The sequence below is a fragment of the Streptomyces dengpaensis genome (assembly GCF_002946835.1).
Lineage (GTDB): Bacteria > Actinomycetota > Actinomycetes > Streptomycetales > Streptomycetaceae > Streptomyces > Streptomyces dengpaensis.
The window spans coordinates 3,137,938-3,164,303 of sequence record NZ_CP026652.1; the positions used below are offsets into that span (position 1 = coordinate 3,137,938).

The following is a 26,366-nucleotide window of genomic DNA, read 5'->3' on the forward strand; positions in this document are numbered from 1 at the left end:
GTTGTTCTCGGATTGCTCACGCTTGCCGCCTCCCCGACCGAATGTCCCGAGCGAGCAACCAGTTTCGCGGGGTGAGTCGGAGGGGCCTACGTCTATTGGTGTTGTCGGGTAAAGATCACGGACCAGTCGTTCAAGAGCGCCCGGCAGTCGTCACCCCAGACGGCGTATCTCTCGTACCGCTCGAAGTCCTCTCGATACGCGTTCACGTCCCGGTGGTCCCGGAGTATCAAGGCCCCCGTCCCTGTCTCCACGGTGGCCAGGCGACGGTCATAGACTGTGAATGTGTTGAGGGGGCGCTCTGGAATATGTCCCGCCAAAGGGATCACCCCCAACTGCACGTTAGGGATTCGCGATACAGACACAAGTCGGTCCATCTGCATGGCCATTTCGATGGGCGGAAGCAGTGGCCACCGGACGGCCTGTTCCGTGAGAAGGAAAGTGAACGTCTTCTCCGGATTGACCAGGACTCTTTGCCGCTCCAGCTTCTTCGCGATGGTCTTGGACTGGTCTCCGGGAACGTCAGCGATGCTCGCGCGCACGTACTCGGGCGTGGCGAGCAGGCCCGTAATCATGGAGAGCAGGAAGTAGCGGAACTGCGTGGAGACCGCCTCCAGTCTGGCCAGTTCGTTCTGCTTCTTGTCCAAGCCTCTGCGGCGTGAGCTCCAGTGGTCCTGCCACTCCGTGTTCGCAGAGCGAGCGAGGGCGAGGATCTCGCCCGCCAGCGGCCCTTCCGCTCCAAGGGCATGAAGGATCAGCTCGACGTCGACTATGGCGGGGGTGAGCTTCCCGCTCTCGATATTGCTGATCTTTGTCTGGCTCATGTTGCAGCGCTTCGCGAGCCGGACTTGCGTCCACCCGGCCCGCTTGCGCTCGCTCTTCAGCGCCGCCGCTAGGTCTGATCTCGACTGGCCCAGGGCCTCTGGCTCAAAGGTCAAGGCCCTTCACGTACTCCTCGAAGGGGACCGACTCGATTACCGCGACCCTCTGGTATTCGACGAACGGTGCCACGTCGCCTGCGTACACTTCGCGGCTGATTTGCCTACCGTCCGGGTGGTAGTTCATGAGGACCACTTCGGAGCGGTCGAACATCCAGAAGTCCTGTGCACCCTCGATGGGATTGGGCCTGTCCGTGACGTCGAGAATGCGGATCTGCTCCCCGGCCAAGGCGTGAGCCTTGTAGTAATGGTGGAACTCGAAGCGCAGGTACGCGGACAGTGGGCGAGTGACGACGTGGACGCGGCCCTGTACGCGCCTCTCCGCCGCCTGTCGGCGTAGACGGTCGGTGTACTCGTTCGCCACGTTCTCGGGGGCGATACGAGCGCCCGAACGGAATGCGGCGAACTCCTCTTCCTCCTGCGGCATGAGGTACTGCGGCAGCGTCTCCAGGCGCCATGCCTCCTGCGTGAAGCGCTCGAACCGCGCCGCCCACGCCTCACCAGCCAAGAGCACGGAAAGCCTCCCTCAACGTCTCCTCCGGGATCTCCACGAGCCCTTCCCCCTCCGGGGCGGTGAACGCATGGGACACATCTCCCTGGACGACGAACGAGCCGGACGCGGTTCGATAGACGTTCGGGCAGTCATCCTTGCCGCACTCGCCGTTCCCGTTCCCGGTGCCGGTCAGTCGGGTCAGTTCCTCACGAGCCATGGCGAAACCCCCTGTCCCGCGCCCCCTCATGGGGCGGCATCACGGCCGTACGGAGGGGGCACAGTCTCCGTCCATGCGGTCACGCAAATATTCGCGTTGTCGCATAAAGAGGGCCGCCTGCGGAGGTCCGAACCAACAGCGATCAGGAAGCGAACGGCAACGCGAACAGCACAACCGGATCGCTCTCGACCTCGAATCCAAGTACGGGATGGCTGCCGTCGCCACCCTCGGCATCCGTCAGCACCGGCTTCGCCAACCGCCGTCCGATCGCGGTGAGGAACCCGCAGAACAAGTCGAGGTGCTCCTGCCCCTGGAGTTCCCGCAGGTCGACATCAAAGTCGATCTCGTCCGCCGAGTAGAAGCGGAAGATCGCCAGCGCATCGTCAGCAAGCCAGACCCGCAGCTGCGGGCAATCAGCTTCAGCCGGGCGTGACAGCACTGTCTCCGCCCGAGGCATCGGGAGCACCGATTCCCCCTCGGAGTACTGGTGCTTCCATCCGCGCTCATCAATAAGGTCGAGGGCAGCCTGCCAGTCCTCGACCGAGGCCCCATGAACGAGCACGTCCGGCAGCGCGCCCATCAGATCGGGGTCGAAGAACCCTCTGACTTCATCCCACAGCAGGTCAGCCACTCCCCCATCCTGCACGGCGGCCCTTCCACACGGGTACCGGGTTTCCTATGCCCGGCTCCAGGTACCCCCCTCGTTCCGTCCGGCCTCTCACAGCACCCCGGAAACCCCAGCTCAGAGGACGTACAGACCCACCCAGCAAGTCAGCACCAAGTCAGCACAGGGGCAGGAAAGAGGCTGATCCAGCCGGAGAAAACAGGAAGGGGCCAGACCCGAAGATCTGGCCCCTGACCTGGGGTTTCTTACCCTGACCAGCCACTTCGGCCGATCAAGGAATCAGGCGCTACACGTTGAAGCGGAACTCCACCACGTCGCCGTCGTGCATGACGTAGTCCTTGCCCTCCATGCGGGCCTTGCCCTTGGCGCGGGCCTCGGCGACCGAGCCGGCTTCGACCAGGTCGCCGAAGTGGATGACCTCGGCCTTGATGAAGCCCTTCTGGAAGTCGGTGTGGATGACACCGGCGGCCTCGGGGGCGGTGGCGCCCTTCTTGATGGTCCAAGCGCGGGATTCCTTGGGGCCGGCCGTCAGGTAGGTCTGCAGGCCGAGGGTGTTGAAGCCGACGCGGGCCAGGGTGGCGAGGCCGGGCTCCTCGGCGCCCACCGACTCCAGGAGCTCCATCGCGTCCTCCTCGTCGAGCTCGGCGAGGTCCGCCTCCAGCTTGGCGTTGAGGAAGATCGCCTCGGCGGGGGCGACCAGGGCGCGCTGCTCGTTCTTGAAGTCGTCGTCCATCAGCTCGTCCTCGTCGACGTTGAAGACGTAGAGGAACGGCTTGGTGGTGAGCAGGTGCAGGTCGTGCAGCAGCTCCTCGTTGCCGGAGCCCTGGGCGATGCCCACCGAGAACAGCGTGTCGCCCTTCTCCAGGATGTCCTTCGCCGCCTCGACCGCCGCGACCTTCGGAGCGATGTCCTTCTTGATGCGCGACTCCTTCTGGAGGCGCGGCAGGACCTTCTCGATCGTCTGGAGGTCCGCGAGGATCAGCTCGGTGTTGATCGTCTCGATGTCGTCCTTGGGCGAGACCTTGCCGTCGACGTGGACGACGTTCTCGTCCTTGAAGGCGCGGATGACCTGGCAGATCGCATCGGACTCGCGAATGTTCGCGAGGAACTTGTTGCCCAGGCCCTCGCCCTCGCTCGCGCCGCGCACGATGCCGGCGATGTCGACGAAGTCGACGGTCGCCGGGAGGATCCGCTGGGAGCCGAAGATCTCGGCCAGCTTGGTCAGGCGTGCGTCCGGGACGCCCACGACACCGACGTTCGGCTCGATCGTGGCGAACGGGTAGTTGGCCGCGAGCACGTCGTTCTTGGTCAGGGCGTTGAACAGGGTCGATTTGCCGACATTGGGCAGACCGACGATTCCGATCGTGAGCGACACGTTGCGACTTCCCGTACGTGAGGGTGGAGGACGATCCCCCAGTCTACGGCGTGCCCCGGCCCGCACCGGCGACGTATCGAACGCTTGCCCAAGCCCCGTCCATCGGCCCGCGTCCGGCCTGTTTCCGGCCATTGTCCGGCCTTTGTCCGGCCTTTGTTCGGCCTGCCTTCGGCGTGTCTGAAGGGCTATTCCACACATAAACCGACCTAAGTTGGTCCAGTGGAGCAACACAGGACGCGTCCCCCTCAGCACAGACCGCGACGCGGCATGCCCGTTCCCGCGCAGGCGGCGCGGGGCGCGGGCGCCGAGGTCCGGCGGGGCGCCCCTGCGGCTCGGCGGGCCGCTCCACCGGTGGTCCGGACGGCGCGGCGGATGCCGAATCCGCGGCTCACCGGCCTGGGCAGCGGGCTGTTCTGCGGTGCGTCGATGTTCGCGCTCGCCTGCCTCGACCGGCTGCTGTTCGGGGCTTCGCTGGTGGTGTACGGGGTGCTGTTCCTGCCGGTGTGCGCGCTGACCGCCGTGTGGGTACGGCGGGGGGACCTCGTGACCGCGCCCGTCGTCGTCCCCCTCGCGTTCGCCTTCGGCCTGCTGCCGATCACCGACGAAAACGGCGGCGGGGTCGGGGGCCACGCGATGGGCCTGATCACCGCGCTCGCCACGCAGGCAGGGTGGTTGTACGGCGGGACGCTGATCGCCGGCCTGATCGCCACCGTCCGCAAGATCCGCCTGATGGCCCGCCGCGCGGCCCAACGACGCGCCCAGGCGAAGGCCGCCGCCTCACACCGAGTCGTCCCGCCCACCCGTCCGCCTCGGTGAGCCGGACAGGGCAGCTCGAAACGGCACAGGCAGGGTGGCCAGGGAAGCCGGCCTCGCGCCCGTGAGGCGGGGCGCCCTACGGCTGCAGCGACGCCCTACGTCGCCGACTTCGCCGCCGCCCTCATCGCCGCCCCCACAATCCCCGCGTTGTTCTCCAGCTGCGCCGGGACGATCTCCGCCCTGATGCCCTGGATGAGCGGCAGGAACCTGTCGGCCTTGCGGCTGACGCCGCCGCCGATGATGAAGAGTTCCGGGGAGAAGAGCATCTCGACGTGGGCGAGGTACTTCGTGACGCGGCGCGCCCAGTGCTCCCAGGTCATCTGCTGGTCCTCCTTGACCTTGGTAGAGGCGCGCTTCTCCGCCTCGTGGCCGTTCAGCTCGAGGTGTCCCAGCTCCGTGTTCGGGACCAGTTCGCCGTCGATGAACAGGGCGCTGCCGATGCCCGTGCCGAAGGTGAGGAGGAGGACCGTGCCCTTACGGTCGCGCCCGGCGCCGAACTGCATCTCCGCGACGCCGGCCGCGTCCGCGTCGTTCAGCACGGTCACCGGAAGGCCGCCGAGGCGCCCGCTCAACAGGGCGCGCGCATCAGTGCCGATCCACGCCTTGTCGACGTTGGCCGCCGTACGAACAGTGTCGCCGCCATTGACCACACCGGGGAAGGTGATGCCGACCGGACCCGTCCAGCCGAAGTGGGCGACGACCTCCTTCACACCGTCGGCCACCGCGTCGGGCGTCGCCGGATGGGGGGTGAGCACCTTGAAGCGCTCCTGGGTCAAGTCACCGCGGTCCAGGTCCACGGGAGCGCCCTTGATCCCGGAACCGCCGATGTCCACACCGAAGATCTGCATGGATCTACGTTACGTCGTACGACTGACGGTCACTTCTCGGCGGTGCGCTCGGCGACCAGCGCCGCCGCCTCCGCCCGCAGATCGCGGCGCAGCTCCTTCGGCAGCGAGAAGGTGATGGACTCCTCGGCGGCCTTGACGATCTCCACGTCCTCGAACCCGCGCTGCGACAGCCACTCCAGGACCTGCTCGACCAGGACCTCCGGGACGGACGCGCCGGAGGTGACGCCCACCGTCGTCACGCCGTCCAGCCACCCCTCCTCGATCTCGTCCGCGAAGTCGACCAGGTACGCGTCACGCGCGCCCGCAAGCTTCGCGACCTCGACCAGGCGCTTGGAGTTCGACGAGTTCCTGGAGCCGACGACGATCACCAGGTCCGCCTCCGCGCCCATCTGCTTCACGGCCAGCTGACGGTTCTGCGTGGCGTAGCAGATGTCGTCGCTCGGCGGGGAGATGAGCTGCGGGAACTTCTCCTTCAGCGCGTCGACGGTCTCCATGGTCTCGTCGACCGACAGCGTGGTCTGGGAGAGCCAGACGACCTTGGACGGGTCGCGGACCTCGACCTTGGCGACGTCCTCGGGGCCGTCGACCAGGGTGATGTGGTCGGGCGCCTCACCGGACGTGCCGATGACCTCCTCGTGGCCCTCGTGGCCGATGAGCAGGATGTCGAAGTCCTCGCCCGCGAAGCGGACGGCTTCCTTGTGGACCTTGGTGACCAGCGGGCAGGTCGCGTCGATGGTGGCGAGCTTGCCGGCGGCGGCCTCGTCGTGGACGACCGGGGCGACGCCGTGCGCCGAGAACATGACGATGGACCCCTCGGGGACCTCCGCCGTCTGCTCGACGAAGATCGCACCCTTCTTCTCCAGGGTCTGCACGACGTACTTGTTGTGGACGATCTCGTGACGGACATAGATCGGGGCCCCATATTGCTCAAGGGCCTTCTCGACGGCGATCACGGCGCGGTCCACACCCGCGCAGTAGCCACGGGGGGCGGCGAGCAGGACACGGCGGCCAGGCGAAGCAGTCATGCCCCCCATCGTAAGGCCGCCCGGAGGGTCAAAGATCGCCTCCTTGGGGAGAACTGGTGGGGGCTGGGAGGGGTGGGGCCGGGCGTGACCTCCGGGGCGCGGGATGTCCGGCACCGGGCCCATGTCCGGCGCCCGCACTGGGCCCATGTCCGGCGCCCGGCACGGGATCCATGTCCGGCGCGACGACCGGCGTGGACGACGGCGCGGGACACGAACGGCGGGCCGCGGTGTCAGCGTCGGCCGTTACCCTCGCGGCATGGCTCTCAATACGTCCGCGGAGGCTCCGCTGCCCGTCGGTGAGGTGTCGCGGCTCATCGGAGGATGGATCGACCGGCTCGGCGCGGTGTGGGTCGAGGGGCAGATCACCCAGTTGTCGCGGCGCCCCGGTGCGGGCGTCGTGTTCCTGACGCTGCGCGACCCGTCGCACGACATCTCCGTGAGCGTGACCTGTTATCGGCAGGTGTTCGACGCCGTCGCCGACGTGGTGAGCGAGGGCGCCCGTGTCGTCGTACACGCGAAGCCGGAGTGGTACGCGCCGCGGGGGCAGCTGTCGCTGCGGGCCGCCGAGATAAGGCCGGTGGGGGTGGGTGAACTGCTCGCCCGCCTTGAGCAGTTGAAGAAGTCGCTCGCCTCCGAGGGACTGTTCGCGCCCGAGCGCAAGAAGGTCCTGCCGTTCCTGCCGCAGCTCATCGGCCTGGTGTGCGGGCGGGCGTCCGCGGCCGAGCGCGACGTGCTGGAGAACGCGCGGCACCGCTGGCCCGCCGTCCGCTTCGAGGTCCGCAACGTCGCCGTGCAGGGCGTGCACGCGGTGCCCCAGGTCGTGCAGGCCGTGAAGGATCTGGACGCGATGGACGACGTCGACGTGATCATCGTGGCGCGGGGCGGCGGCAGCGTGGAGGACCTGCTGCCGTTCTCCGACGAGCAGCTCGTACGGGCGGTGGCGGCGTGCCGTACGCCCGTCGTGTCGGCGATCGGTCACGAACCCGACACCCCGCTGCTGGACTACGTGGCCGACCTGCGCGCGTCCACGCCGACCGACGCCGCCAAGAAGGTCGTGCCGGACGTCGGCGAGGAGTATGAGCGGGTGCGGTTCCTGCGGGACCGGGCGCGGCGCAGCGTCCAGTCCTTCATCGAGCGGGAGGAGCGCGGCCTCGCGCACGCGCTGGCCCGGCCCTCGATAGAGGATCCGCACCGCATGGTGGACGAACGGGCCGACCAGGTCGCCGCCCTGCTGGACCGCGGCCGGCGCACCCTTGGGCACCTCCTCGACCGTGCCGACTCGGAGCTGACGCACACCCACGCGCGCGTGGTGGCCCTGTCCCCCGCCGCGACCCTCCAGCGGGGGTACGCGGTGCTGCAGAAGGCCGACGGTCATGTGGTCCGGGACCCGGACGAGGTGGCGGCGGGCGAGGCGCTGCGGGCGCGGGTCGCCGAGGGTGAATTCTCCGTACGAGTCGATGCATAGGGTGGGCGCATGACCAGCAAGGTGGACGAGGCACTCGGGTACGAGCAGGCGCGGGACGAGCTCATCGAGGTCGTACGCCGCCTGGAGGCGGGGGGCACGACCCTGGAGGAGTCCCTCGCGCTGTGGGAGCGGGGCGAGGAGCTGGCGAAGGTGTGCCGGCGGTGGCTCGAGGGCGCGCGGGCGCGGCTGGACGCGGCGCTGGCCGAGGAGGAGTCGGAGGAGCACGCCAGCGACTCCGAGTAGCCGACTCCGAGGCTTCGGCTAGCCGGCTCTGGTTCATGACCAGGTCGGCGTGATGGCCCGTCGGCGGCCGATTCCTGGTGAGCGTCGGCCGTCGCTGCTCAGAGTCGCGGCGGCGGCCCCCATGATCTGTGAAGCGGATCACCATATTCCGGATTTGGTTGAACCTTAAACCTAATCGGTTTACTGTCGGTATCGCCAACGGATCCCCCCGGGATCCACCGCACATACGCACATACCGAAAAGGTTCTTCATGTCTCTCGTTCTTGACCCCGCTGCCCAGGACCTGCTGTTCCGCGAGGCCCGCACCGCGAACACCTTCAGCGACGAGCCGGTGACCGACGAGCAGATCCAGGCGATCTACGACCTGGTCAAGTACGGCCCGACGGCCTTCAACCAGACGCCGCTGCGCGTCGTCCTGGTCCGCTCCGGCGAGGCTCGCCAGCGTCTGGTGAACTGCATGGCCGAGGGCAACCAGGCGAAGACCGCCGCCGCCCCGCTGGTCGCGATCCTCGCCGCGGACAACGAGTTCCACGAGGAGCTCCCGACCCTGTTCCCGCACTTCCCGCAGGCGAAGGACATGTTCTTCTCCGAGCGCCCGGTCCGTGAGCAGTCCGCCACGGTCAACGCCGCGATGCAGGCCGCGTACTTCATCGTCGGTGTCCGCGCCGCCGGTCTGGCCGCCGGCCCGATGAACGGCATGGACTTCGCCGCTGTCCAGAAGGAGTTCCTGGACGGCGACCACACCCCGCTGATGGTCGTCAACATCGGCAAGCCGGGCGAGGACGCCTGGTTCGCGCGCTCCCCGCGCCTGGAGTTCGACGAGGTCGTCACGACCGTCTGATCTCCGCGTACGTCTGATCTCGTACGCCTGAGCTCCTGATCTCCGCCGTACGTACGAGAAGGGCCCCCGCCAATGGCGCCGGGGGCCTTTTTTTGCGCGCCCGAGTGGCTTACGACTCTGACGCGCACAGGCGGCTTACGACGTCTTCAGGGCCTGCGCCATCTTCGTCAGCCGGTCGAACGGCGCCGTGCCGGTCACCACGGTCGTGGAGCCGTGGCTCTTCAGCACGAGGGCGTCGTAGTGGTCCCCCTCGTAGCGCTGCCACGTCTGGTCGCCGATGCGCTGGGTCGCCTTCGTCTCCTTGGCGCCCTGGCTGGCCGCGTCGATGAACACGGCCGGCTTCTCGGTGGACTGCTCGATCGCAACGTACTGGCCGTCGGGGTCGTGGAAGCCCAGGTGCCAGGCGTCGAACTGTGAGCCGTCGTACCGCACCGAGGTCGCCGTCCACGCCGACGGCAGGCCCGCGGGCGCCGCCACGGGATAACTCGCCGCGCGGCGAGCCGTGAGCAGCTCGACACGGTAGTCGACGCGCTTCAGGGGAGGCTCGGAGTCGTCGTGCGGGATGAAGATGTAGATGACGCCCGCAATGAGCCCGATAAGGCCCAGGGAGAGAATCATGTCCCGGACCGACTGCTTGCCATTCGTACGTGCCACGAACCTATCGTCGCAGGTGCCCTGGTCTGCTCATCCGTGGGGTCCCCTGCTCATTTTGGCAGTCTGACGATAGAGTCGGGCCACACCCTCATCCGGCCGTCGTCGTATCAGAAAGGTGCGTCTCGATGACCGAGAACCATCAGCTGCCGTCCGAACTCGAGGTCCCCTCCGAGGCCCCCGACCGAAATCTCGCCCTGGAACTGGTCCGCGTCACCGAGGCCGCCGCGATGGCCGCGGGCCGCTGGGTCGGCCGCGGCGACAAGAACGGCGCCGACGGCGCCGCCGTCCGGGCCATGCGAACCCTCGTCTCCACCGTCTCGATGAATGGCGTCGTCGTCATCGGTGAGGGCGAGAAGGACGAGGCCCCGATGCTCTTCAACGGGGAGCGCATCGGCGACGGGACCGGCCCCGAGTGCGACATCGCCGTCGACCCGATCGACGGGACCACGCTCACCGCCAAGGGCATGACGAACGCGATCGCCGTGCTCGCCGCCGCCGACCGCGGCACCATGTTCGACCCGTCCGCGGTCTTCTACATGGACAAGCTGGTCACCGGCCCCGAGGCCGCCGACTTCGTCGACATCAACGCGCCCGTCTCGGTGAACATCCGGCGGGTCGCCAAGGCCAGGCGCCGCGCCCCCGAGGACGTCACCGTCGTCATCCTCGACCGGCCGCGCCACGACGGGATCATCAAGGAGATCCGGGAGACCGGCGCCCGCATCAAGCTGATCTCCGACGGCGATGTCGCCGGCTCGATCCTGGCGCTGCGTGAGGGCACCGGCATCGACCTGCTGCTCGGCGTCGGCGGTACGCCCGAGGGCATCATCTCGGCCTGCGCGGTCAAGTGCCTCGGCGGCACCATCCAGGGCAAGCTGTGGCCCAAGGACGACGAGGAGCGGCAGCGCGCGCTCGACGCCGGTCACGACCTGGACCGCGTCCTGACCACGAACGACCTGGTCTCCGGCGAGAACGTGTTCTTCGTCGCGACCGGCATCACGGACGGCGAGCTGCTGCGCGGGGTGCGCTACGGCGCCGAGACCGCGACGACCGACTCGATCGTCATGCGCTCCAAGTCGGGCACGGTCCGCCAGATCTCGTCCGAGCACCGGCTGTCCAAGCTGCGGGCGTACAGCGCGATCGACTTCGACCGCGCGAAGTAGTCACAGCTCCGCGGCCCTGAGGGAGGCGGAAGGGGCGCCCCTTGTGCGGAGGGACGCCCCTTGTGCCGTTCGTACCTGTCAGCCGGCCGCCGCTATGGTCCCCCGTGCGGCCTTCTTGAGTTCCAGCTCGCGACGGCGGCGCCGGGCGAGCACCACGCGGCGCTCGGCGGCGGTGAGGCCGCCCCACACTCCGTACGGCTCGGGTTGCAGCAACGCGTGTTCGCGGCACTCGACCATCACCGGGCAGCGGGCGCAGACGCGCTTCGCCGCCTCCTCACGGGACAGCCGGGCCGCGGTGGGCTCCTTGGAAGGGGCGAAGAACAGGCCGGCTTCGTCTCGTCGGCACACGGCCTCCGTGTGCCATGGGGCCTCCTGATCCCTGTCCCGCACTGGCGCCCGCTGGGCCGGAACGGCAGCTACCTGCAGGGACTGATGCGGCGGTTGCAGCACGGTCTACTCCTGACGACGGCTTCGCGAGCGTGCCGGGCACCGCGGAAAGTTCCACGGCGCCCTCCAAGAGACGATGCAGCAAGGCCTACCCGCTGTGCGCGCGCCTATGCACTGAGTTCCGAAGCCCGGGAATTCTCCTGCCCGGCAAGGCTCGTACGACTGGACCAATGCGCCGTCGGTGCCGCCGAATTCACAAGCGTCAACGGTCCAGATGCTTGCGCAAACTCCGGTCCACCCGCTCGGTCACGCGGTCGAGGATGTCCGCGATCAGCTTGCCCCGCTTGGGCCGTGCCTCGACGCTGCCGAGCACGGACAGACCGTCCACATAGACGACGGGCGCCTGGGCATCGTCCGCGTCCAGCGTGGCCACCTCGAAGTTGCCCAGCACCGCGGCGCCGCTGCCGCGCAGCGAGACATTCTCCGGGACGCGGATCTCCACGCTGCCGAAGACCGAGATCGCCCTGATCACGACCTGCTGGTACTCGAAGATCGCCTCGCTGAGGTCTATCTCGACACTGCCGAATATCGCGTACGCGTGGATACGGCGGCCCGCGCGCCGGCGGCCCTTGCGGACGGCGGCACTGAAGACCGCGACCACGTTCTCGTCGGCCTCCACGGGGATCGCGCCCGCCGTGGGGCGATGGGGCGCGGAGACGTACGCGGGGGTCGCGCGGCCCGTATGGGCGGCGGGCAGGTCCCGTACGAACTGGTCGAGCTCGCCCACGGTCTTCGTCGCCAGCACCCCTTCCACGCGCTCCGAGTGCTCCTCGGCGGTGAGGCGCCCCTCGGCGAGGGCGTCGCGCAGGATGTCGGCGATGCGGTCACGGTCGGCGTCGGAGGCACGGAGGTCGGTCGGCTTCGCCAGGGTGGGGGCGGCCGAGTCGGAGCGCTTCTGAAGGTCCACCGCAGCAGCGTACCCAAACGCGATAGATCGCGACTACCCCTTCACGCTACCTGTGGATAACCCGCCGGCGAGGCACCCTCGGCTCGAACTGAGCCATACCTCACAAGCTCGCCGTCAGCGGCAGGTTCTACGCTGGTGGACGCTGCCGATGGAGGCACGCAGCTGTCTGTCGAGTGAGGAATGGGCGCATGCCTGAGTTCGCGTACACCGATCTGCTCCCCCAGGGAGAGGACACCACCCCGTACCGGCTGGTGACCTCCGAGGGTGTCTCCACCTTCGAGGCCGACGGGCGCACGTTCCTCAAGGTGGAGCCGGAGGCGCTGCGCAAGCTCGCCGAAGAGGCCATCCACGACATCCAGCACTACCTGCGGCCCGAGCACCTGGCGCAGCTGCGCCGGATCATCGACGACCCGGAGGCGTCGGGCAACGACAAGTTCGTCGCCCTCGACCTGCTGAAGAACGCGAACATCGCCGCCGCGGGTGTCCTCCCGATGTGCCAGGACACCGGCACGGCGATCGTCATGGGCAAGCGCGGACAGAACGTGCTCACCGAGGGCGGCGACGAGGCGGCCCTGAGCCGCGGCATCTACGACGCCTACAAGAACCTCAACCTGCGTTACTCGCAGATGGCTCCGCTCACCATGTGGGAGGAGAAGAACACGGGCTCGAACCTGCCGGCGCAGATCGAGCTGTACGCGACCGACGGCGGCGCCTACAAGTTCCTCTTCATGGCCAAGGGCGGCGGCTCCGCCAACAAGAGCTTCCTCTACCAGGAGACGAAGGCCGTCCTGAACGAGGCCTCCATGATGAAGTTCCTGGAGGAGAAGATCCGCTCGCTCGGTACGGCCGCCTGCCCGCCGTACCACCTGGCGATCGTCGTCGGCGGCACGTCCGCCGAGTACGCCCTGAAGACCGCGAAGTACGCCTCCGCGCACTACCTCGACGAGATCCCGGCGGAGGGCTCCGAGCTCGGGCACGGCTTCCGGGACAAGGAGCTCGAGGAGAAGGTCTTCGAGCTGACCCAGAAGATCGGCATCGGCGCGCAGTTCGGCGGCAAGTACTTCTGCCACGACGTACGCGTGGTGCGCCTCCCGCGGCACGGCGCGTCCTGTCCGGTCGCGATCGCCGTGTCCTGCTCCGCCGACCGCCAGGCGGTCGCGAAGATCACCGCCGAGGGCGTCTTCCTGGAGCAGCTGGAGACGGACCCGGCGCGCTTCCTGCCGGAGACGACGGACGAGCACCTGGAGTCGGACGGCGCCCGCGGCGAAGCCGCTGATGGACACAGTGTCAAGATCGACCTGAACCAGCCGATGGACGACATCCTCGCCGAGCTGACCAAGTACCCGGTCAAGACCCGGCTCTCGCTCTCCGGACCGCTCGTCGTGGCCCGCGACATCGCGCACGCCAAGATCAAGGAGCGGCTCGACGCGGGTGAGGAGATGCCGCAGTACCTGAAGGACCACCCGGTGTACTACGCCGGTCCGGCCAAGACGCCCGAGGGGTACGCGTCCGGCTCCTTCGGCCCGACGACGGCCGGGCGGATGGACTCGTACGTCGAGCAGTTCCAGGCGGCGGGCGGCTCCAAGGTGATGCTCGCGAAGGGCAACCGGTCCGCGCAGGTCACCAACGCCTGCGAGGCGCACGGCGGCTTCTACCTCGGCTCCATCGGCGGGCCCGCCGCCCGTCTCGCCCAGGACTGCATCAAGAAGGTCGAGGTCGTCGAGTACGAGGAGCTCGGGATGGAGGCCGTCTGGAAGATCGAGGTCGAGGACTTCCCGGCGTTCATCGTGGTCGACGACAAGGGCAACGACTTCTTCCAGGATCCGGCGCCGTCGCCGACGTTCACGTCGATTCCGGTGCGGGGGCCTGGGCTGGCGTAGGGGTTCGGTGCGCGGCGGGTGCGGCGGGTGCGGCGGGGGGTTTTCGCCCCCTCCGCCCCTGCCCGTCCCGTATCTGGGGTCCGCGGCGGAGCCGCTGATGGATGCAGCGCCCCCAGCCCCCCGTACCGCGCTTCGCGCTCGTCCTCAAACGCCGGACGGGCTGAAAGATCTCCAGCGGCTGACGGGCCGGAACCGGAACATCGGCGGGCCCTCCATCGCTATAGCCGGTATGAGCGACGACTACCGCATCGAGCACGACTCCATGGGCGACGTACGCGTCCCCGCCGACGCCAAGTGGCGGGCCCAGACGCAGCGTGCCGTCGAGAACTTCCCCATCTCCGGGCAGCGCCTCGAACGGGCGCACATCGAGGCCCTGGCTCGCGTCAAGGGGGCCGCAGCCAAGGTCAACGCGCGGCTCGGGGTGCTCGACAAGGACATCGCCGAGGCCATTCAGGAGGCAGCGGCCGAAGTCGCCGAGGGGCGGTGGGACGGCCACTTCCCCATCGACGTGTTCCAGACCGGGTCCGGGACTTCGTCCAACATGAACACCAACGAGGTCATCGCCACGCTCGCGACCGAGCGGCTCGGCAGGGACGTACACCCCAATGACCATGTGAACGCGTCGCAGTCGAGCAACGACGTGTTTCCGTCCTCCATCCACATCGCCGCCACCGCCGCCGTCACCCGCGATCTCATCCCCGCGCTCGACCATCTCGCCGCCTCGCTCGCGCGCAAGTCCGAGGAGTTCGCCGACGTCGTGAAGTCCGGGCGTACGCACCTCATGGACGCGACGCCGGTGACGCTTGGTCAGGAGTTCGGGGGGTACGCGGCCCAGGTGCGGTACGGGGTGGAGCGGCTCCGGGCGTCGCTGCCGCGGCTCGCCGAACTGCCGCTCGGCGGGACCGCCGTGGGGACCGGGATCAACACCCCGCCCGGGTTCTCCGCCGCCGTCATCGCGGAGGTGGCGCAGGCCACCGGGCTGCCGCTCACCGAGGCGCGCGACCACTTCGAGGCGCAGGGTGCCCGGGACGGGATCGTGGAGACCAGCGGGCAGCTGCGGACCATCGCCGTCGGGCTGACCAAGATCGCCAACGACCTCCGGTGGATGGCGTCAGGGCCGCGCACCGGACTGGCCGAGATCAGCCTCCCGGACCTTCAGCCGGGGTCCTCGATCATGCCGGGCAAGGTGAACCCTGTCATCCCCGAGGCCGTGCTCATGGTCGCCGCGCAGGTGATCGGGAACGACGCCACCGTCGCCACGGCCGGAGCGGCCGGGAACTTCGAACTCAACGTCATGCTGCCCGTCATGGCGAAGAACGTCCTGGAGTCCATCCGGCTGCTCACCAACGTGGCACGGCTGCTCGCCGACCGGACCGTCGACGGGATCGTCGCGGACCGGGAGCGGGCGCGCGAATACGCCGAGTCGTCGCCTTCCGTGGTCACTCCGCTCAACAAGTACATCGGGTACGAGGAGGCCGCCAAGGTGGCCAAGAAGGCGCTGGCCGAGCGCAAGACCATTCGCCAAGTGGTTCTCGAAGCGGGGTATGTGGAGCGGGGCGACCTGACGCTTGAACAGCTGGACGAGGCGCTGGATGTCCTGCGGATGACACATCCGTAAAGGCGTCCGCTCCCGCAAGGACCTTTGAGAAACGCCTGATGACACCCGTGTGACGTCCTCCGTCCGGCGACGAGAACCGTGACGTCCACCGCAGCGTCGTATGCCTGGGGCACCTAATATCTGGTCATGGCAGACGGTGGAGCGGTGAGCGAAGTGCAAACGGGCGGGTCGACGGCGCACTGGACCCCCGGGAGTCAGATCCTGTGGCGGTACCGGGAGAACGCCGGCGAACGCCTCCACATCTGCCGTCCCGTCACGGTCGTACGGGACGACGCCGAGCTGCTCGCGGTGTGGATGGCGCCGGGCACGGTGTGTGTGAAGCCGGTGCTGGCCGACGGGACGCCGGTGCACGGGGAGCCGCTCGAGTCGCGCTACACCAAGGCGCGTACGGTCCGCCGCGACCGCTGGTTCGGCACCGGGGTGCTGAAGTTGGCGCGGCCCGGCGATCCCTGGTCGGTGTGGCTGTTCTGGGAGCCGGGCTGGCGCTTCAAGAACTGGTACGTGAACCTCGAGGCGCCGCTGACCCGTTGGACGGGCGGGGTCGACTCCGAGGACCACTTCCTGGACATCGCCGTGTACCCGGACCGGACATGGCGCTGGCTCGACGAGGACGAGTTCGCGATGGCACAGCGCGCCGGCCTGATGGACGCTCAACTGGCCGCGCGGGTACGGGAAGCGGGGTGGTCGGCGGTGGAGGCGATCCGCGCCTGGGGCGCGCCGTTCTCGGACGGCTGGCAGCACTGGCGCCCGGATCCGTCGTGGCCGGTTCCGGTCCTGCCTGATGACTGGGACCGTACGCCCGCGCACGTTTCCTCATGAGACCCTTGTTGCGCCCCCGTGATACAACCGTAGGATCGTCCTCCGCATCAGGTGGTCAAGACCGGTGTCCAGCACCGTCATTGAGGAGTGGTGGTCGAGTGACGGACGGGCGCACGGCGGCAACTCCCCCAGGATGTACTGGGCCTGACCATTCGTCATCGAGGGGCGGCAGGACGTGAGCGAGGGGTACGAGAGCCGGGGCGGCACGGCCCGCAGACGGCCGTACGGGGCGTATGGAGCCGCCATGGCGTTCGGGCCGGCGGCGTGCGCTGCCGGCGGGCCGGGCCCTGACGGCGCGCAGATTCCGTTCCTGGGGCACACATTCCGGGTATCGGGGCTGCGGGACGACCTGCACGCACGGCGCGCAGCCCCGGACGGATGGATTCGACACGCGTGACGGAGCACCCCACCTCGCCCGAGCGCGGCCGGCCCGGCGCCGGCCGGCCGCCCGCCCCCGCGGACCCTCGCGGGGCGCTCCTGCGTACCCCGGACCAGTCATCGGCGCGTACCTCGGATCAGTCGTCCGCGCGCGCCCCGGAGCAGTCGTCGACGCTGCCGGGTTCCGCCGCGTTACCCGTCCAGGCCCGCACGGGCGACCTCACGGGTGACATGCAGAAGACGAACTGCGGCAAGAAGGGCCCCACCGGCGGTCAGGACTCGACCGGCAGCACCGACATGCCCTCTTCCCCTTCCTCCGGTTCCGCCTCGTCCCCCGACACCGGCGCGCCCACCCCGCCGTCCGCCTCCCCCGCCTCCGAGCACTCCCAGCCCTCGGCCGCAGAGCCCGATCCGCACCGCCCGCGCCCCGCTCCCGAGTCCCTCCCGGCGCAGCAGGGCGCCGCGCAGGAGCGCCCGGCGGGCAGCCCCGGCGGCAAGGAACGGCGCACCGGGCAGGGGCTGCCGCCCGGTGGCCCGATGCCGATGCGCCGCGACGGGGACCGGCTGCGCTTCGTGGGCGCCGCGACCCGCAGGATCGCCCGGGGCATCGACCTGGACGAGATCGTGATGGGCCTGTGCCGGGCCACCGTGCCGACCTTCTCGGACGCGATCCTCGTCTATCTGCGCGACCCGCTGCCCGTCGGCGACGAACGGCCAACCGGGCCTCTCGTGCTGCGGCTGCGGCGCACCGACCGGATCCCCGTGGAGCGGGACACCGAGGGCGGCTTCCTGCCCGCGGTCCAGCCCGAGCCCAGCGACCTCTCGGCGATGACGGCCGAGCTGTGCGAGGTGCGCCCCGGCGGCGCCCTCGCCGAGGTGCTGCGCGGGGTACGTCCGGTGTTCGCGGACGCGCCCGCCGCGCGGGCCGCGCTGCCGGAGCTGCTGGGTGACGACGTGTTCGTACCGGGCGGGCAGCGCGCGATCCTGGCCCCGCTGCGCGGCCGCCGCCGGGTGATCGGCGCCGCCCTGTTCCTGCGCCGCCCAGAGCGCCTCGCCTTCGAGGCCGACGACCTGCTGGTCGCGGCCCAGCTCGCCACGCACAGCGCGCTCGGCATCGACAAGGCGGTGCTGTACGGGCGTGAGGCGTACATCGCCGACGAGCTGCAGCGCACGATGCTGCCCGAGACGCTGCCCCAACCCACGGGCGTACGGCTGGCCAGCCGCTACCTCCCCGCCGCCGAGACCGCGCGCGTCGGCGGCGACTGGTACGACGCCATCCCGCTGCCCGGCAGCCGCGTCGCCCTCGTCGTCGGTGACGTCATGGGCCACTCGATGACGTCGGCGGCCATCATGGGCCAGCTGCGGACGACCGCGCAGACCCTCGCCGGGCTCGATCTGCCGCCGCAGGAGGTGCTGCACCACCTCGACGAGCAGGCCCAGCGCCTGGGCACCGACCGGATGGCGACCTGCCTGTACGCCGTCTACGACCCGGTCTCGCACCGCATCACCATCGCCAACGCGGGCCATCCGCCGCCGGTCCTGCTGCACCTGGGCGGGCGGGCCGAGGTGCTGCGGGTGCCGCCGGGTGCCCCCATCGGCGTAGGCGGAGTGGACTTCGAGGCGGTGGAGCTCGACGCGCCCGCCGGGGCGACGCTGCTGCTGTACACCGACGGTCTGGTCGAGTCCCGGCTCAGGGACGTGTGGACCGGCATAGAGCAACTGCGGGAGCGGCTCTCGGCCACCGCGCAGCTGACCGGGCCCGACCATCCGCCGCCGCTCGAAGCGCTGTGCGACGAGGTGCTCGACATGCTCGGCCCGGGCGACCGGGACGACGACATCGCGCTGCTCGCCGCCCGCTTCGACGGGATCGCGCCGAGTGACGTGGCGTACTGGTTCCTGGAGCCGGAGGACGCCGCCCCCGGGCGGGCCCGCCGGCTGGCCCGGCGGGCGCTGTCGCGCTGGGGTATGGAGGAGCTGAGCGACTCCGTGGAGCTGCTCGTCAGCGAGGTCGTGACGAACGCCGTGCGCTATACGTCGCGGCCGGTCACCCTGCGGCTGCTCCGTACCGACGTCCTGCGCTGCGAGGTCGGCGATGACGTGCCGCAGCTGCCGCGGCTGCGGCAGGCGCGCGCGACGGACGAGGGCGGACGCGGGCTCTACCTGGTGAACAAACTGGCCAGACGGTGGGGCGCGACGCGGCTGAGCACGGGGAAGGTGGTCTGGTTCGAGCTGAACCGGGGCTGATCGGCCGGCCCCCGTTCAGCGCCTGCCGACCGTCGATGGCGCATCCGTCGATGGCGCATATCGACCGCGATCGTGCACATTTCGACCGTGATCGCCCACGCACAAGGGCGCCTGGCAAGTCGCCGGGCACCCCTTTTCGCATGCTGTCGGCTAATCGCTCTTCCTCGGATCCAGCGGATCCTCCGGGATGTCGTCGGTCGGCGTCGGCACCGGAGCGGTCGGCTCCTTGGTCGGCGGCTCGGTCGTCGTCGGCTTGTCCGTCGGGGTGGGCGGGGCGCTGCTCGTCGGTGCCTCGGTCGTCGGTTCCTCGGTGGTCGGTTCCGACGACGAGGGGGTGCTGCTCGGCGTCCACGTGTACGTGGGCTTCTCGGTGGGCTCCACCGCCGCACCCGACGTGGTGTCCAGGTCGAACCTGGTGACCTTGCCCATCGCGTCGAAGGTGTACGCCGCCCAGATCTGGGCCGGGTAGCCGCCACCGTTGACCCGGCCGCCCTCGGCGGCGAGGCCCGTGGCGCCCCTCATCGAGACCTGGTTCTGGTTCTTCGCGTCCTCGCCGAACAGGCCGACCGAGGTGACCAGCTTCGGCGTGTAGCCGGTGAACCAGGCCGACTTGTTGTTGTCGGACGTACCCGTCTTGCCGGCGACCTGCTGGCCGTCACGGTCCGGGTTGTCCCGCACCGAGAACCTCGCCGTACCGTCGTCGACCACGCCGGTGAGCACCGAGGTGACCGTGTCGGCGGCCTCCCGGCTGATGACCTGCTCGCCGATCGGGTCCGGGAACTCGACCGTACGGTCCTTGTGTTCGGCCGATGCCACGAGGGCCGGGGTGACCTTCTTGCCGTGGTTGTCGAGCGTGGCGTAGACACCGGCCATCTCCAGCGGGCTCGCGCCCATGGAGCCGAGGGTCTGCGCGGGAACCGCCTGAAGTCCCTTGGTGTCCATGCCGAGTTCGCCCGCGACCTTGAGAACCTCGTCCATGCCCACGTCCACGCCCATCTGCGCGAAGACGGAGTTGATGGACTTGTTCATCGCGGTCTGGACGGTGACGTCGCCGTACGAGCGGTCGTCCTCGTTCGGCGGCGCGAAGCCGATGTCGCTGCCCACGACCGGGCGCTTGCTCGTGCCGTCGTAGATCGTGTTCGCCGTGATCGGCCTGCCGCTCTGCGTCTCGGCCTGCTCCTCCAGGGCCGCCGCGAGGATCAGCGGCTTGAAGGTCGACGCGGCCTGGTAGTCACGGCGGGTCGCGTTGTTGTAGTAGTGCTTGAAGTAGTCCTGACCGCCGTACATCGCCACGACCTTGCCCGTCTTGGGATCGACGGACGCGGCACCGGCCTGGATGTTGGCGTCGACCTTGCGCTTCTCCGGGTCCAGCTTGCTGGTCAGCTGCGCCTTGACGGCCTTCTCCAGCTTGGCCTGCTTCTTCTTGTCGATGTTCAGCGTGATGGTCCAGCCGCCCGCCTCGACCCTGGCCTGGGCGTCGCTCAGGTCCTCGGCCGTGCCCTGGGCGACGAGCTGCTTGGCGAGCGCGTTCTCGGCGGCCTTCACCAGATAGCCGGTCTGCCCCTCCATGCCGGGCGCGCCCTTGGGCGGCTTGGGCACCGGGAACTTCATGGCCTCGCGCTCGGCGGCGTCCAGCCAGCCCTCCTCGACCATGTTGTCGAGGGTGTAGTTCCAGCGGGCCTTGACCAGCCGCTTGCCGGTGTCCGTGGCGACCGCCCAGTCGTACTGGCTCGGGGCCTGCAGCAGCGAGGCGAGATACGCGCCCTGCTCGACCGTCAGGTCGCTCGCGTCGGCGCGGTAGTACGCCTGCGCCGCGGCCTGGATGCCGTACGCGTTGCGGCCGTAGTAGCTGGTGTTGATGTAGCCCGCGAGGATGTCGTCCTTGGACTTCTGGCGGTCCACCTTCAACGAGATGACCAGTTCCTTCAGCTTGCGCGAGACGGTCTGGTCCTGGTTGAGGTAGTAGTTCTTGACGTACTGCTGGGTGATCGTCGAACCACCCTGCTTGCCCTTGCCGGACAGGGTGTTGAGAACACCGCGGGCCGTGCCCTTGAGGTCGACGCCCGCGTCCTTGTAGAACGACTTGTTCTCGGCGGCGACGAAGGTCTTCTGGACGCCCTTGGGCACCTTGTCCAGGTCGACGAGCTCACGGTTGACCTCGCCCGTGCGGGCGAGCAGCGAGCCGTCGCTGTACTTGTAGATGTTGCTCTGCTGCTTCGCGGCCGCGTTGCCCTCGGGTATGTCGACGACCATGTAGAGCACGATGAAGGCGCCCATGCCGAGCAGGCAGAAGCCGAAGAACGTCCCAAGGATCGTCTTCCAGTTGACGAACCGGCGTATGCCGCTGCGGCGGGCCTTGCCCGCGGCCTTCCCGCCGACGCCCGTGGAGCCGACCACCGTCGCCCCGGACGAGCGCTTGGGCGCCGCGCGGCGGCCACGCGCCTGCCGCGCTCGTCTCTCTTCCGCTCGTCCCATGGGTCGATCCGCTCCGCTTCAGTCTCGTGGGCCACACCGGTTCATCGCTCAGGTCAGCTCAGCAAGCTAACACCGCGCGCCATGACATCTATGACAAAGGGCAGCTGATCCGGCCTTTTCCGGACGTGACATCAAGCACGTACTGCGCCCCCACCTCAATGAAACCGACGAGCGAAAGGGGTGGAAGGTTGCCGCGATGCATCAGATGTGAGCGGTTGGACACCCTGCACGGGCACGCATACGCGCCACGTATACATGGCACGTATACACGCCATGTATACGTGGTGTGTATAGTGGTGTGTCATGTCCATCGGTCACACCCTCCTAGGGCTCCTGGAGTCCGGGCCACGCCACGGTTACGACCTGAAGCGGGCCTTCGACGAGAAGTTCGGTCATGACCGGCCGCTGCACTACGGCCAGGTCTACTCGACGATGTCGCGGCTACTGAAGAACGGGCTCGTCGAGGTCGACGGGATAGAGGCGGGCGACGGGCCCGAGCGGAAGCGGTACGCGATCACCGAGGCCGGGATCACCGACGTACAGCAGTGGCTCGCGACGCCGGAGAAGCCCGAGCCGTATCTGCAGTCGACGCTGTACACCAAGGTCGTCCTCGCGCTGCTCACGCGGCGCGACGCGAGCGAGATCCTCGACACCCAGCGCTCGGAGCATCTGCGCATGATGCGCATGCTGACCGAGCGCAAGCGCAAGGGCGATCTCGCGGACCAGCTGATCTGCGACCACGCCCTCTTCCACCTCGAGGCCGATCTGCGGTGGCTGGAACTCACCGCCGCGCGTCTCGACAAACTCGCCGAGGCGGTGACCGCTCGATGACTCCCCTCGGTTCCCTGCTCACCGCGTCGGAGCTGCACAAGACGTACGGACCGACGACCGCTCTGGACGGCGCCGAGTTCTCCATCCACCCCGGCGAGGTCGTCGCCGTGATGGGCCCCTCCGGCTCGGGCAAGTCCACGCTGCTGCACTGCCTCGCCGGGATCGTCACACCCGACTCGGGCTCGATCATGTACGACGGCCGCGAGATGGCGACCATGAACGACGCTCGGCGCAGTGCGCTGCGCCGCAGCGAGTTCGGGTTCGTCTTCCAGTTCGGGCAGCTCGTCCCGGAGTTGACCTGTGTCGAGAATGTCGCGCTGCCGCTGCGGCTGAACGGGACGGGGCGCAGAGAAGCCGAGCGCACCGCCCTGTCGTGGATGGAGCGGCTGGAGGTCGACGACCTCAAAGGCAAGCGGCCCGGCGAGGTCTCCGGCGGCCAGGGGCAGCGCGTGGCCGTGGCCCGCTCCCTGGTCACCAGCCCGCGCGTGCTGTTCGCCGACGAGCCGACCGGCGCGCTCGACTCGCTCAACGGCGAGCGCGTGATGGAACTGCTGACGGACGCGGCGAGGTCCACCAACGCGGCCGTCGTCCTGGTCACGCACGAGGCGCGGGTGGCCGCGTACTCGGACCGCGAGATCGTCGTACGCGACGGCAGGTCCCGGGACATGGAGCGGATCGCATGACCAAGTGGTCCAGAGACCTGGCCATGGGCGTCAAGTTCGCGATGACCGGGGGCCGGGAGGCCTGGGTGCGGGTCACCCTCACCGCCTTCGGGGTCGGCCTCGGGGTGGCGCTGCTGCTGCTCACCACGGCGATACCGAGCGCACTGGCGAACCGGAACGACCGTGGACGCGACCGCGACGACTGGATGTTCAGCGGGGAGGTCATGGAGCGGTCGGACCGCACGCTGATCCTCGGCAGGGTGGACACCACCTTCCACGACCAGGACATACGCGGACGACTGCTGCAGCCCGAAGGCGACCGGGCACCGCTGCCGCCGGGGGTGGAGCAGTTCCCCGCGGCCGGTGACATGGTCGTCTCGCCCGCCCTCGGCCGGATGCTGAAGTCCTCCGACGGGACGCTGCTGCGCGAGCGGCTGCCCTACCGCGTCACCGGGACGATCGCCGACGTCGGACTCATCGATCCGCACGAACTCTCCTACTACGCGGGCACCAAGGACCTGAACGCGACCTCGGAGTCGGCCGGCGGGGTCGATCGCATCGACGCCTTCGGGTCCACCTCCCCGCCCGAGCGGTTGGACCCCATCCTGCTCCTGCTCGTGCTGATCGTCTTCGTGGTGCTGCTGATGCCGGTCGGCGTCTTCATCGCCGCGGCCGTACGCTTCGGCGGCGAGCGGCGCGACCGCAGGCTGGCGGCGCTCAGGCTGATCGGCGCGGACGGCCGGATGACCCGGCGGATCGCCGCCGGTGAGGCGCTGGCCGGAGCGCTGCTCGGGCTGCTGCTCGGCGCCGGGTTCTTCCTGATGGGACGTCAACTCGTGGGCATGGTCTCGGTGTTCGGGATGAGCGTCTACCCCGGCGACCTCACCCCGACGCCCGCCCTGGTGGTCCTGGTGGCCCTCGCCGTCCCGGCCGCCGCCGTCGCGGTGACGCTCTTCGCGCTGCGCGGTGTCGTCATCGAGCCGCTCGGGGTCGTCCGGGCGGCCCGGCCCCCGCGGCGCCGGCTGTGGTGGCGGCTGCTGCTGCCGCTGGCCGGACTCGCCATGCTGTACCCGATGATCGGGCAGGGGCGGGACAACGGGCAGTTCAACGAGTACCTGGTCGTCGGCGGTGTCGTGCTCCTGCTCGTCGGGGTCACCGCGCTGCTGCCCTGGCTCGTCGAGGCGGTCGTCGCCCGGCTGAACTCCGGTGGCGTCTCCTGGCAACTGGCCGTCCGCAGGCTCCAGTTGAGCAGCGGCACCGCGGCCCGCATGGTCAACGGCATCGCGGTGGCGGTGGCCGGGGCGATCGCCCTGCAGATGCTGTTCGCCGGCGTCGACGACGACTACACCAAGGCCAGCGCGAACGACCTCACCCGGGCGCAGATGTCACTGGACGTACCGGAGAAGGTCACCGCTGCCGAGGCCGTCCAGGCCCTGTCACGGACCAGGGGCGTCACGGACACGACGACCCTGTCGACGGCCTCGCTGGGCAACGGGCGCGACGAACCGGAGCAGTACGCCAGTGTGACCGTCGGCGACTGCGCGGCCCTGCGTGAGGCGGCGAAGCTGCCGTCGTGCAGCGACGGCGACGTCTTCGCCGTACGGAACGCCCCGTACGACGAGTACACGGAGCAGCTGAGCAAGGCCGGCGCGTCGCTGTACATCGACCCGTCCTCCGGCAGCGACGAAAAGGGCCGGGAGATCGCCTGGACGGTACCGAAGGACATCAAGCGGGCGGACGCTCATAAGGATCCGCAGGGCAACGAGCGCGGCGGCTTCCTGTTCACTCCCGGCGCCCTGCCCAAGGGGGCGGCGTCGGCCGCGTCCGCGACCGTCTACCTCTCCCTCGACGCGTCGGTGCCGGAGGCCCGCGAGTTCGTCCGCAACGCCGCGGCGAAGCTCGATCCGCTCGCCCATCCCCAGACCTGGTCGGCGACCGAGCAGTCCAATCGCTTCACCTCCATCCGCACCGGCCTGTTCGTCGGCGCGACCTGCGTGCTGATCCTCATCGGCGCGAGCCTGCTCGTCTCCCAGCTGGAGCAGCTGCGCGAGCGCAAGAAGCTGCTGTCGTCCCTGGTCGCCTTCGGCACCCGGCGCCGCACGCTGAGCCTGTCCGTGCTGTGGCAGACCGCCATCCCGATCGCCCTGGGACTCATCCTGGCCACGGCCGTGGGTCTGTCCCTAGGCACGGTCCTGCTGAAGATGACCAACACCCCGGTGGGCGTGGACTGGGCGAGCGTGCTGTCGATGACCGGCATCGGCGCGGGAGTCGTGGTGCTGGTGACAGCGCTCAGCCTGCCGCCGCTGATCCGACTGATGCGGCCGGACGGGCTGCGTACGGAGTAGTCCCCGAGGCTCCGGAATCCCTGGAGCCTCGAAACCCCTGGAGCCCCCGAGGCTCACAACACCCGTACGGGCAACGGCCGCAGCGCTTCTCTCAGCGCTGCGGCCAGTTCCTCGTACTCCGCGCGGCGCGCCGCGCCCGCCCGCATGGCGAGGGCGATGCGGCGGGTCGGTGCCGGGTCCGCGAAGTAGCCGGTGAGGAGCTGGTTGCTGCGGGTCGTCTCGACCTTGACCGCGGTACGCGGGAGGAGGGTCACGCCGAGACCGCCCGCGACGAGCTGGACGAGGGTGGACAGGCCCGCGGCGGTGGTGGTGACGGGCGCGTCGGCGCGGCCCGCCTCCCGGCAGATGTCCAGGGCCTGGTCCCGCAGACAGTGCCCCTCGTCGAGCAGCAGCAGATTCAGCTCCCTCAGGGCCTCGCGCGGGATCCCCTCTCTGCCGCCCAGCCAATGGTCCAGCGGGGTGACGAGGACGAAGTCCTCGTCGAACAGCGGGAGTTCGACCACGCCGGGCACTCCGAGCGGGACCGCGAGCAGCAGCAGGTCGAGGCGGCCGGAGGTCAGCCCTTCGAGCAGGTTCGCGGTCTGTTCCTCGTGCACCTGGAGGTCGAGGTCCGGGTAGCGGTCGTGGCAGAGGCGCAGGACGGTGGGCAGGAGGTACGGCGCCACGGTCGGGATGACACCGAGGCGCAGGGCCCCGGTGAAGGGCGCGCGCACGGCCTCGGCCTCCTCCATGAGCGCCCCGACTTCCTCCAGCACCGCCTTGGCGCGTACGGCGAGACGCTCGCCGGCGGGTGAGAGCAGCACCTTGCGGGTCGTACGCTCCAGCAGGGTCACCCCGAGGATCTCCTCCAGCGCCGAGACCGCACCCGACAGCGCGGGCTGGCTCATGCCGATCGCGGCGGCGGCGTCGCGGAAGTGAAGGTGCTCGGCGACGGCCGCGAAGGCGCGCAGCTGGGAGAGGCTGGGCTGGCGGCGCCCGTTGGTGTTCTTGGCCGCGGCCATGGCCGTACCCCTTACTAACTGTCACTGATAGTTGTCACCGATCAACTGAACCGAGTGTAGCT

General features: G+C 69.3%; 24 protein-coding genes. 12 read left to right on the forward strand and 12 right to left on the reverse strand.

Annotated elements, in window-relative coordinates; all coding sequences use genetic code 11:
• Positions 1-92 precede the first annotated feature (92 nt).
• The 5 genes from C4B68_RS14220 to ychF form a co-directional block, all read right to left on the reverse strand.
• Positions 93-935, reverse strand: a complete 843-nt coding sequence (locus C4B68_RS14220) for a helix-turn-helix domain-containing protein (protein WP_099499654.1) — start codon at positions 933-935, stop codon at positions 93-95.
• A complete protein-coding gene (locus C4B68_RS14225; protein WP_099499653.1) occupies positions 925-1,449 on the reverse strand; it encodes a DUF6879 family protein in 525 nt (174 codons plus the stop codon). The genes C4B68_RS14220 and C4B68_RS14225 overlap by 11 nt, the downstream gene beginning before the upstream one ends.
• The gene (locus tag C4B68_RS14230) at positions 1,433-1,645 is read right to left on the reverse strand and encodes a hypothetical protein (RefSeq protein WP_099499652.1); all 213 of its coding nucleotides are present in this window, start codon (positions 1,643-1,645) and stop codon (positions 1,433-1,435) included. The genes C4B68_RS14225 and C4B68_RS14230 overlap by 17 nt, the downstream gene beginning before the upstream one ends.
• A 142-nt stretch (positions 1,646-1,787) precedes the next feature.
• Positions 1,788-2,276 (reverse strand): hypothetical protein, encoded by a 489-nt coding sequence (locus tag C4B68_RS14235; protein ID WP_099499651.1) that lies wholly within the window; start codon positions 2,274-2,276, stop codon positions 1,788-1,790.
• Positions 2,277-2,556: 280 nt separating this feature from the next.
• On the reverse strand, positions 2,557-3,645 hold the full coding sequence (ychF, locus tag C4B68_RS14240) for a redox-regulated ATPase YchF (protein ID WP_099499650.1): 1,089 nt from the start codon (positions 3,643-3,645) through the stop codon (positions 2,557-2,559).
• Between the two features lie 372 nt (positions 3,646-4,017).
• Between ychF and C4B68_RS14245 the strand changes: the two genes are divergently transcribed.
• Positions 4,018-4,461 (forward strand): DUF6542 domain-containing protein, encoded by a 444-nt coding sequence (locus C4B68_RS14245; RefSeq protein WP_306511044.1) that lies wholly within the window; start codon positions 4,018-4,020, stop codon positions 4,459-4,461.
• 95 nt (positions 4,462-4,556) lie between these two features.
• Here the strand turns inward: C4B68_RS14245 and ppgK are convergent, their stop codons facing one another.
• Positions 4,557-5,309: a polyphosphate--glucose phosphotransferase gene (gene ppgK / locus C4B68_RS14250; protein ID WP_099499648.1), complete on the reverse strand. Its 753-nt coding sequence runs from the start codon at positions 5,307-5,309 to the stop codon at positions 4,557-4,559.
• Between the two features lie 29 nt (positions 5,310-5,338).
• Positions 5,339-6,343 (reverse strand): 4-hydroxy-3-methylbut-2-enyl diphosphate reductase, encoded by a 1,005-nt coding sequence (locus C4B68_RS14255; RefSeq protein ID WP_099499647.1) that lies wholly within the window; start codon positions 6,341-6,343, stop codon positions 5,339-5,341.
• 247 nt (positions 6,344-6,590) lie between these two features.
• On the opposite strand from C4B68_RS14255, the gene xseA reads away from it, so the two are divergent.
• From xseA to C4B68_RS14270, 3 genes are all read left to right on the forward strand, one after another.
• Positions 6,591-7,799 carry an exodeoxyribonuclease VII large subunit gene (gene xseA / locus C4B68_RS14260; protein ID WP_099499646.1) on the forward strand — a complete coding sequence of 403 codons (1,209 nt, stop codon included), beginning with the start codon at positions 6,591-6,593 and terminating at the stop codon, positions 7,797-7,799.
• Between the two features lie 9 nt (positions 7,800-7,808).
• Positions 7,809-8,042, forward strand: a complete 234-nt coding sequence (locus tag C4B68_RS14265) for an exodeoxyribonuclease VII small subunit (RefSeq protein ID WP_099499645.1) — start codon at positions 7,809-7,811, stop codon at positions 8,040-8,042.
• A 250-nt stretch (positions 8,043-8,292) separates the two neighbouring features.
• Complete coding sequence (locus tag C4B68_RS14270; protein ID WP_099499644.1) at positions 8,293-8,883, forward strand: malonic semialdehyde reductase; 591 nt, start codon at positions 8,293-8,295, stop codon at positions 8,881-8,883.
• Positions 8,884-9,018: 135 nt separating this feature from the next.
• Here the strand turns inward: C4B68_RS14270 and C4B68_RS14275 are convergent, their stop codons facing one another.
• A complete protein-coding gene (locus tag C4B68_RS14275) occupies positions 9,019-9,537 on the reverse strand; it encodes a DUF4245 domain-containing protein (RefSeq protein ID WP_099499643.1) in 519 nt (172 codons plus the stop codon).
• Between the two features lie 125 nt (positions 9,538-9,662).
• Here C4B68_RS14275 and glpX point away from each other — a divergent pair, with 125 nt between their 5' ends.
• Entirely contained in the window at positions 9,663-10,697 is a 1,035-nt protein-coding gene (glpX, locus tag C4B68_RS14280; RefSeq protein ID WP_099499642.1) for a class II fructose-bisphosphatase, read from the forward strand.
• Between the two features lie 78 nt (positions 10,698-10,775).
• Here glpX and C4B68_RS14285 read toward each other — a convergent pair whose 3' ends face one another.
• The gene (locus C4B68_RS14285; RefSeq protein ID WP_099499641.1) at positions 10,776-11,147 is read right to left on the reverse strand and encodes a WhiB family transcriptional regulator; all 372 of its coding nucleotides are present in this window, start codon (positions 11,145-11,147) and stop codon (positions 10,776-10,778) included.
• 199 nt (positions 11,148-11,346) lie between these two features.
• On the reverse strand, positions 11,347-12,051 hold the full coding sequence (locus tag C4B68_RS14290; RefSeq protein ID WP_099499640.1) for a DUF1707 SHOCT-like domain-containing protein: 705 nt from the start codon (positions 12,049-12,051) through the stop codon (positions 11,347-11,349).
• Between the two features lie 188 nt (positions 12,052-12,239).
• Here C4B68_RS14290 and C4B68_RS14295 point away from each other — a divergent pair, with 188 nt between their 5' ends.
• The 4 genes from C4B68_RS14295 (at position 12,240) to C4B68_RS14310 (ending at position 18,990) form a co-directional block, all read left to right on the forward strand.
• Positions 12,240-13,931, forward strand: a complete 1,692-nt coding sequence (locus tag C4B68_RS14295) for a fumarate hydratase (RefSeq protein ID WP_099499639.1) — start codon at positions 12,240-12,242, stop codon at positions 13,929-13,931.
• A 229-nt stretch (positions 13,932-14,160) separates the two neighbouring features.
• Entirely contained in the window at positions 14,161-15,549 is a 1,389-nt protein-coding gene (locus tag C4B68_RS14300; RefSeq protein ID WP_099499638.1) for a class II fumarate hydratase, read from the forward strand.
• A 126-nt stretch (positions 15,550-15,675) separates the two neighbouring features.
• Positions 15,676-16,368: a cytidylyl-2-hydroxypropylphosphonate hydrolase gene (fomD, locus tag C4B68_RS14305; protein WP_180289176.1), complete on the forward strand. Its 693-nt coding sequence runs from the start codon at positions 15,676-15,678 to the stop codon at positions 16,366-16,368.
• Positions 16,369-16,746: 378 nt separating this feature from the next.
• On the forward strand, positions 16,747-18,990 hold the full coding sequence (locus C4B68_RS14310) for an ATP-binding SpoIIE family protein phosphatase (RefSeq protein WP_180289175.1): 2,244 nt from the start codon (positions 16,747-16,749) through the stop codon (positions 18,988-18,990).
• 150 nt (positions 18,991-19,140) lie between these two features.
• Here the strand turns inward: C4B68_RS14310 and C4B68_RS14315 are convergent, their stop codons facing one another.
• Positions 19,141-21,465 carry a transglycosylase domain-containing protein gene (locus C4B68_RS14315; RefSeq protein ID WP_099499636.1) on the reverse strand — a complete coding sequence of 775 codons (2,325 nt, stop codon included), beginning with the start codon at positions 21,463-21,465 and terminating at the stop codon, positions 19,141-19,143.
• Positions 21,466-21,768: 303 nt separating this feature from the next.
• On the opposite strand from C4B68_RS14315, the gene C4B68_RS14320 reads away from it, so the two are divergent.
• From C4B68_RS14320 to C4B68_RS14330, 3 genes are read left to right on the forward strand one after another with little or no spacing between them, the layout of a single operon-like run.
• The gene (locus C4B68_RS14320; RefSeq protein WP_099499635.1) at positions 21,769-22,296 is read left to right on the forward strand and encodes a PadR family transcriptional regulator; all 528 of its coding nucleotides are present in this window, start codon (positions 21,769-21,771) and stop codon (positions 22,294-22,296) included.
• A complete protein-coding gene (locus tag C4B68_RS14325) occupies positions 22,293-22,979 on the forward strand; it encodes an ABC transporter ATP-binding protein (protein WP_099499634.1) in 687 nt (228 codons plus the stop codon). The genes C4B68_RS14320 and C4B68_RS14325 overlap by 4 nt, the downstream gene beginning before the upstream one ends.
• Positions 22,976-25,303, forward strand: coding sequence for an ABC transporter permease (locus C4B68_RS14330; RefSeq protein ID WP_167459089.1), 2,328 nt, complete (start codon positions 22,976-22,978; stop codon positions 25,301-25,303). The genes C4B68_RS14325 and C4B68_RS14330 overlap by 4 nt, the downstream gene beginning before the upstream one ends.
• 53 nt (positions 25,304-25,356) lie before the next feature.
• On the opposite strand, the gene C4B68_RS14335 is transcribed toward C4B68_RS14330, so the two are convergent.
• The gene (locus C4B68_RS14335) at positions 25,357-26,304 is read right to left on the reverse strand and encodes a LysR substrate-binding domain-containing protein (protein WP_099499633.1); all 948 of its coding nucleotides are present in this window, start codon (positions 26,302-26,304) and stop codon (positions 25,357-25,359) included.
• Between the last annotated feature and the right edge of the window lie 62 nt (positions 26,305-26,366).

Coding starts and splice junctions, on each gene's coding strand:
- C4B68_RS14315 (WP_099499636.1), bottom strand. CDS start 21,465: ATGGGACGAGCGGAAGAGAGACGAGCGCGGCAGGCGCGTGGCCGCCGC.
- fomD (WP_180289176.1), top strand. CDS start 15,676: ATGGCAGACGGTGGAGCGGTGAGCGAAGTGCAAACGGGCGGGTCGACG.
- xseA (WP_099499646.1), top strand. CDS start 6,591: ATGGCTCTCAATACGTCCGCGGAGGCTCCGCTGCCCGTCGGTGAGGTG.
- C4B68_RS14295 (WP_099499639.1), top strand. CDS start 12,240: ATGCCTGAGTTCGCGTACACCGATCTGCTCCCCCAGGGAGAGGACACC.
- C4B68_RS14300 (WP_099499638.1), top strand. CDS start 14,161: ATGAGCGACGACTACCGCATCGAGCACGACTCCATGGGCGACGTACGC.
- C4B68_RS14245 (WP_306511044.1), top strand. CDS start 4,018: ATGCCGAATCCGCGGCTCACCGGCCTGGGCAGCGGGCTGTTCTGCGGT.
- C4B68_RS14310 (WP_180289175.1), top strand. CDS start 16,747: ATGGATTCGACACGCGTGACGGAGCACCCCACCTCGCCCGAGCGCGGC.
- ppgK (WP_099499648.1), bottom strand. CDS start 5,309: ATGCAGATCTTCGGTGTGGACATCGGCGGTTCCGGGATCAAGGGCGCT.
- C4B68_RS14330 (WP_167459089.1), top strand. CDS start 22,976: ATGACCAAGTGGTCCAGAGACCTGGCCATGGGCGTCAAGTTCGCGATG.
- C4B68_RS14255 (WP_099499647.1), bottom strand. CDS start 6,343: ATGGGGGGCATGACTGCTTCGCCTGGCCGCCGTGTCCTGCTCGCCGCC.
- C4B68_RS14325 (WP_099499634.1), top strand. CDS start 22,293: ATGACTCCCCTCGGTTCCCTGCTCACCGCGTCGGAGCTGCACAAGACG.
- glpX (WP_099499642.1), top strand. CDS start 9,663: ATGACCGAGAACCATCAGCTGCCGTCCGAACTCGAGGTCCCCTCCGAG.
- C4B68_RS14265 (WP_099499645.1), top strand. CDS start 7,809: ATGACCAGCAAGGTGGACGAGGCACTCGGGTACGAGCAGGCGCGGGAC.
- C4B68_RS14335 (WP_099499633.1), bottom strand. CDS start 26,304: ATGGCCGCGGCCAAGAACACCAACGGGCGCCGCCAGCCCAGCCTCTCC.
- C4B68_RS14230 (WP_099499652.1), bottom strand. CDS start 1,645: ATGGCTCGTGAGGAACTGACCCGACTGACCGGCACCGGGAACGGGAAC.
- C4B68_RS14270 (WP_099499644.1), top strand. CDS start 8,293: ATGTCTCTCGTTCTTGACCCCGCTGCCCAGGACCTGCTGTTCCGCGAG.
- C4B68_RS14320 (WP_099499635.1), top strand. CDS start 21,769: ATGTCCATCGGTCACACCCTCCTAGGGCTCCTGGAGTCCGGGCCACGC.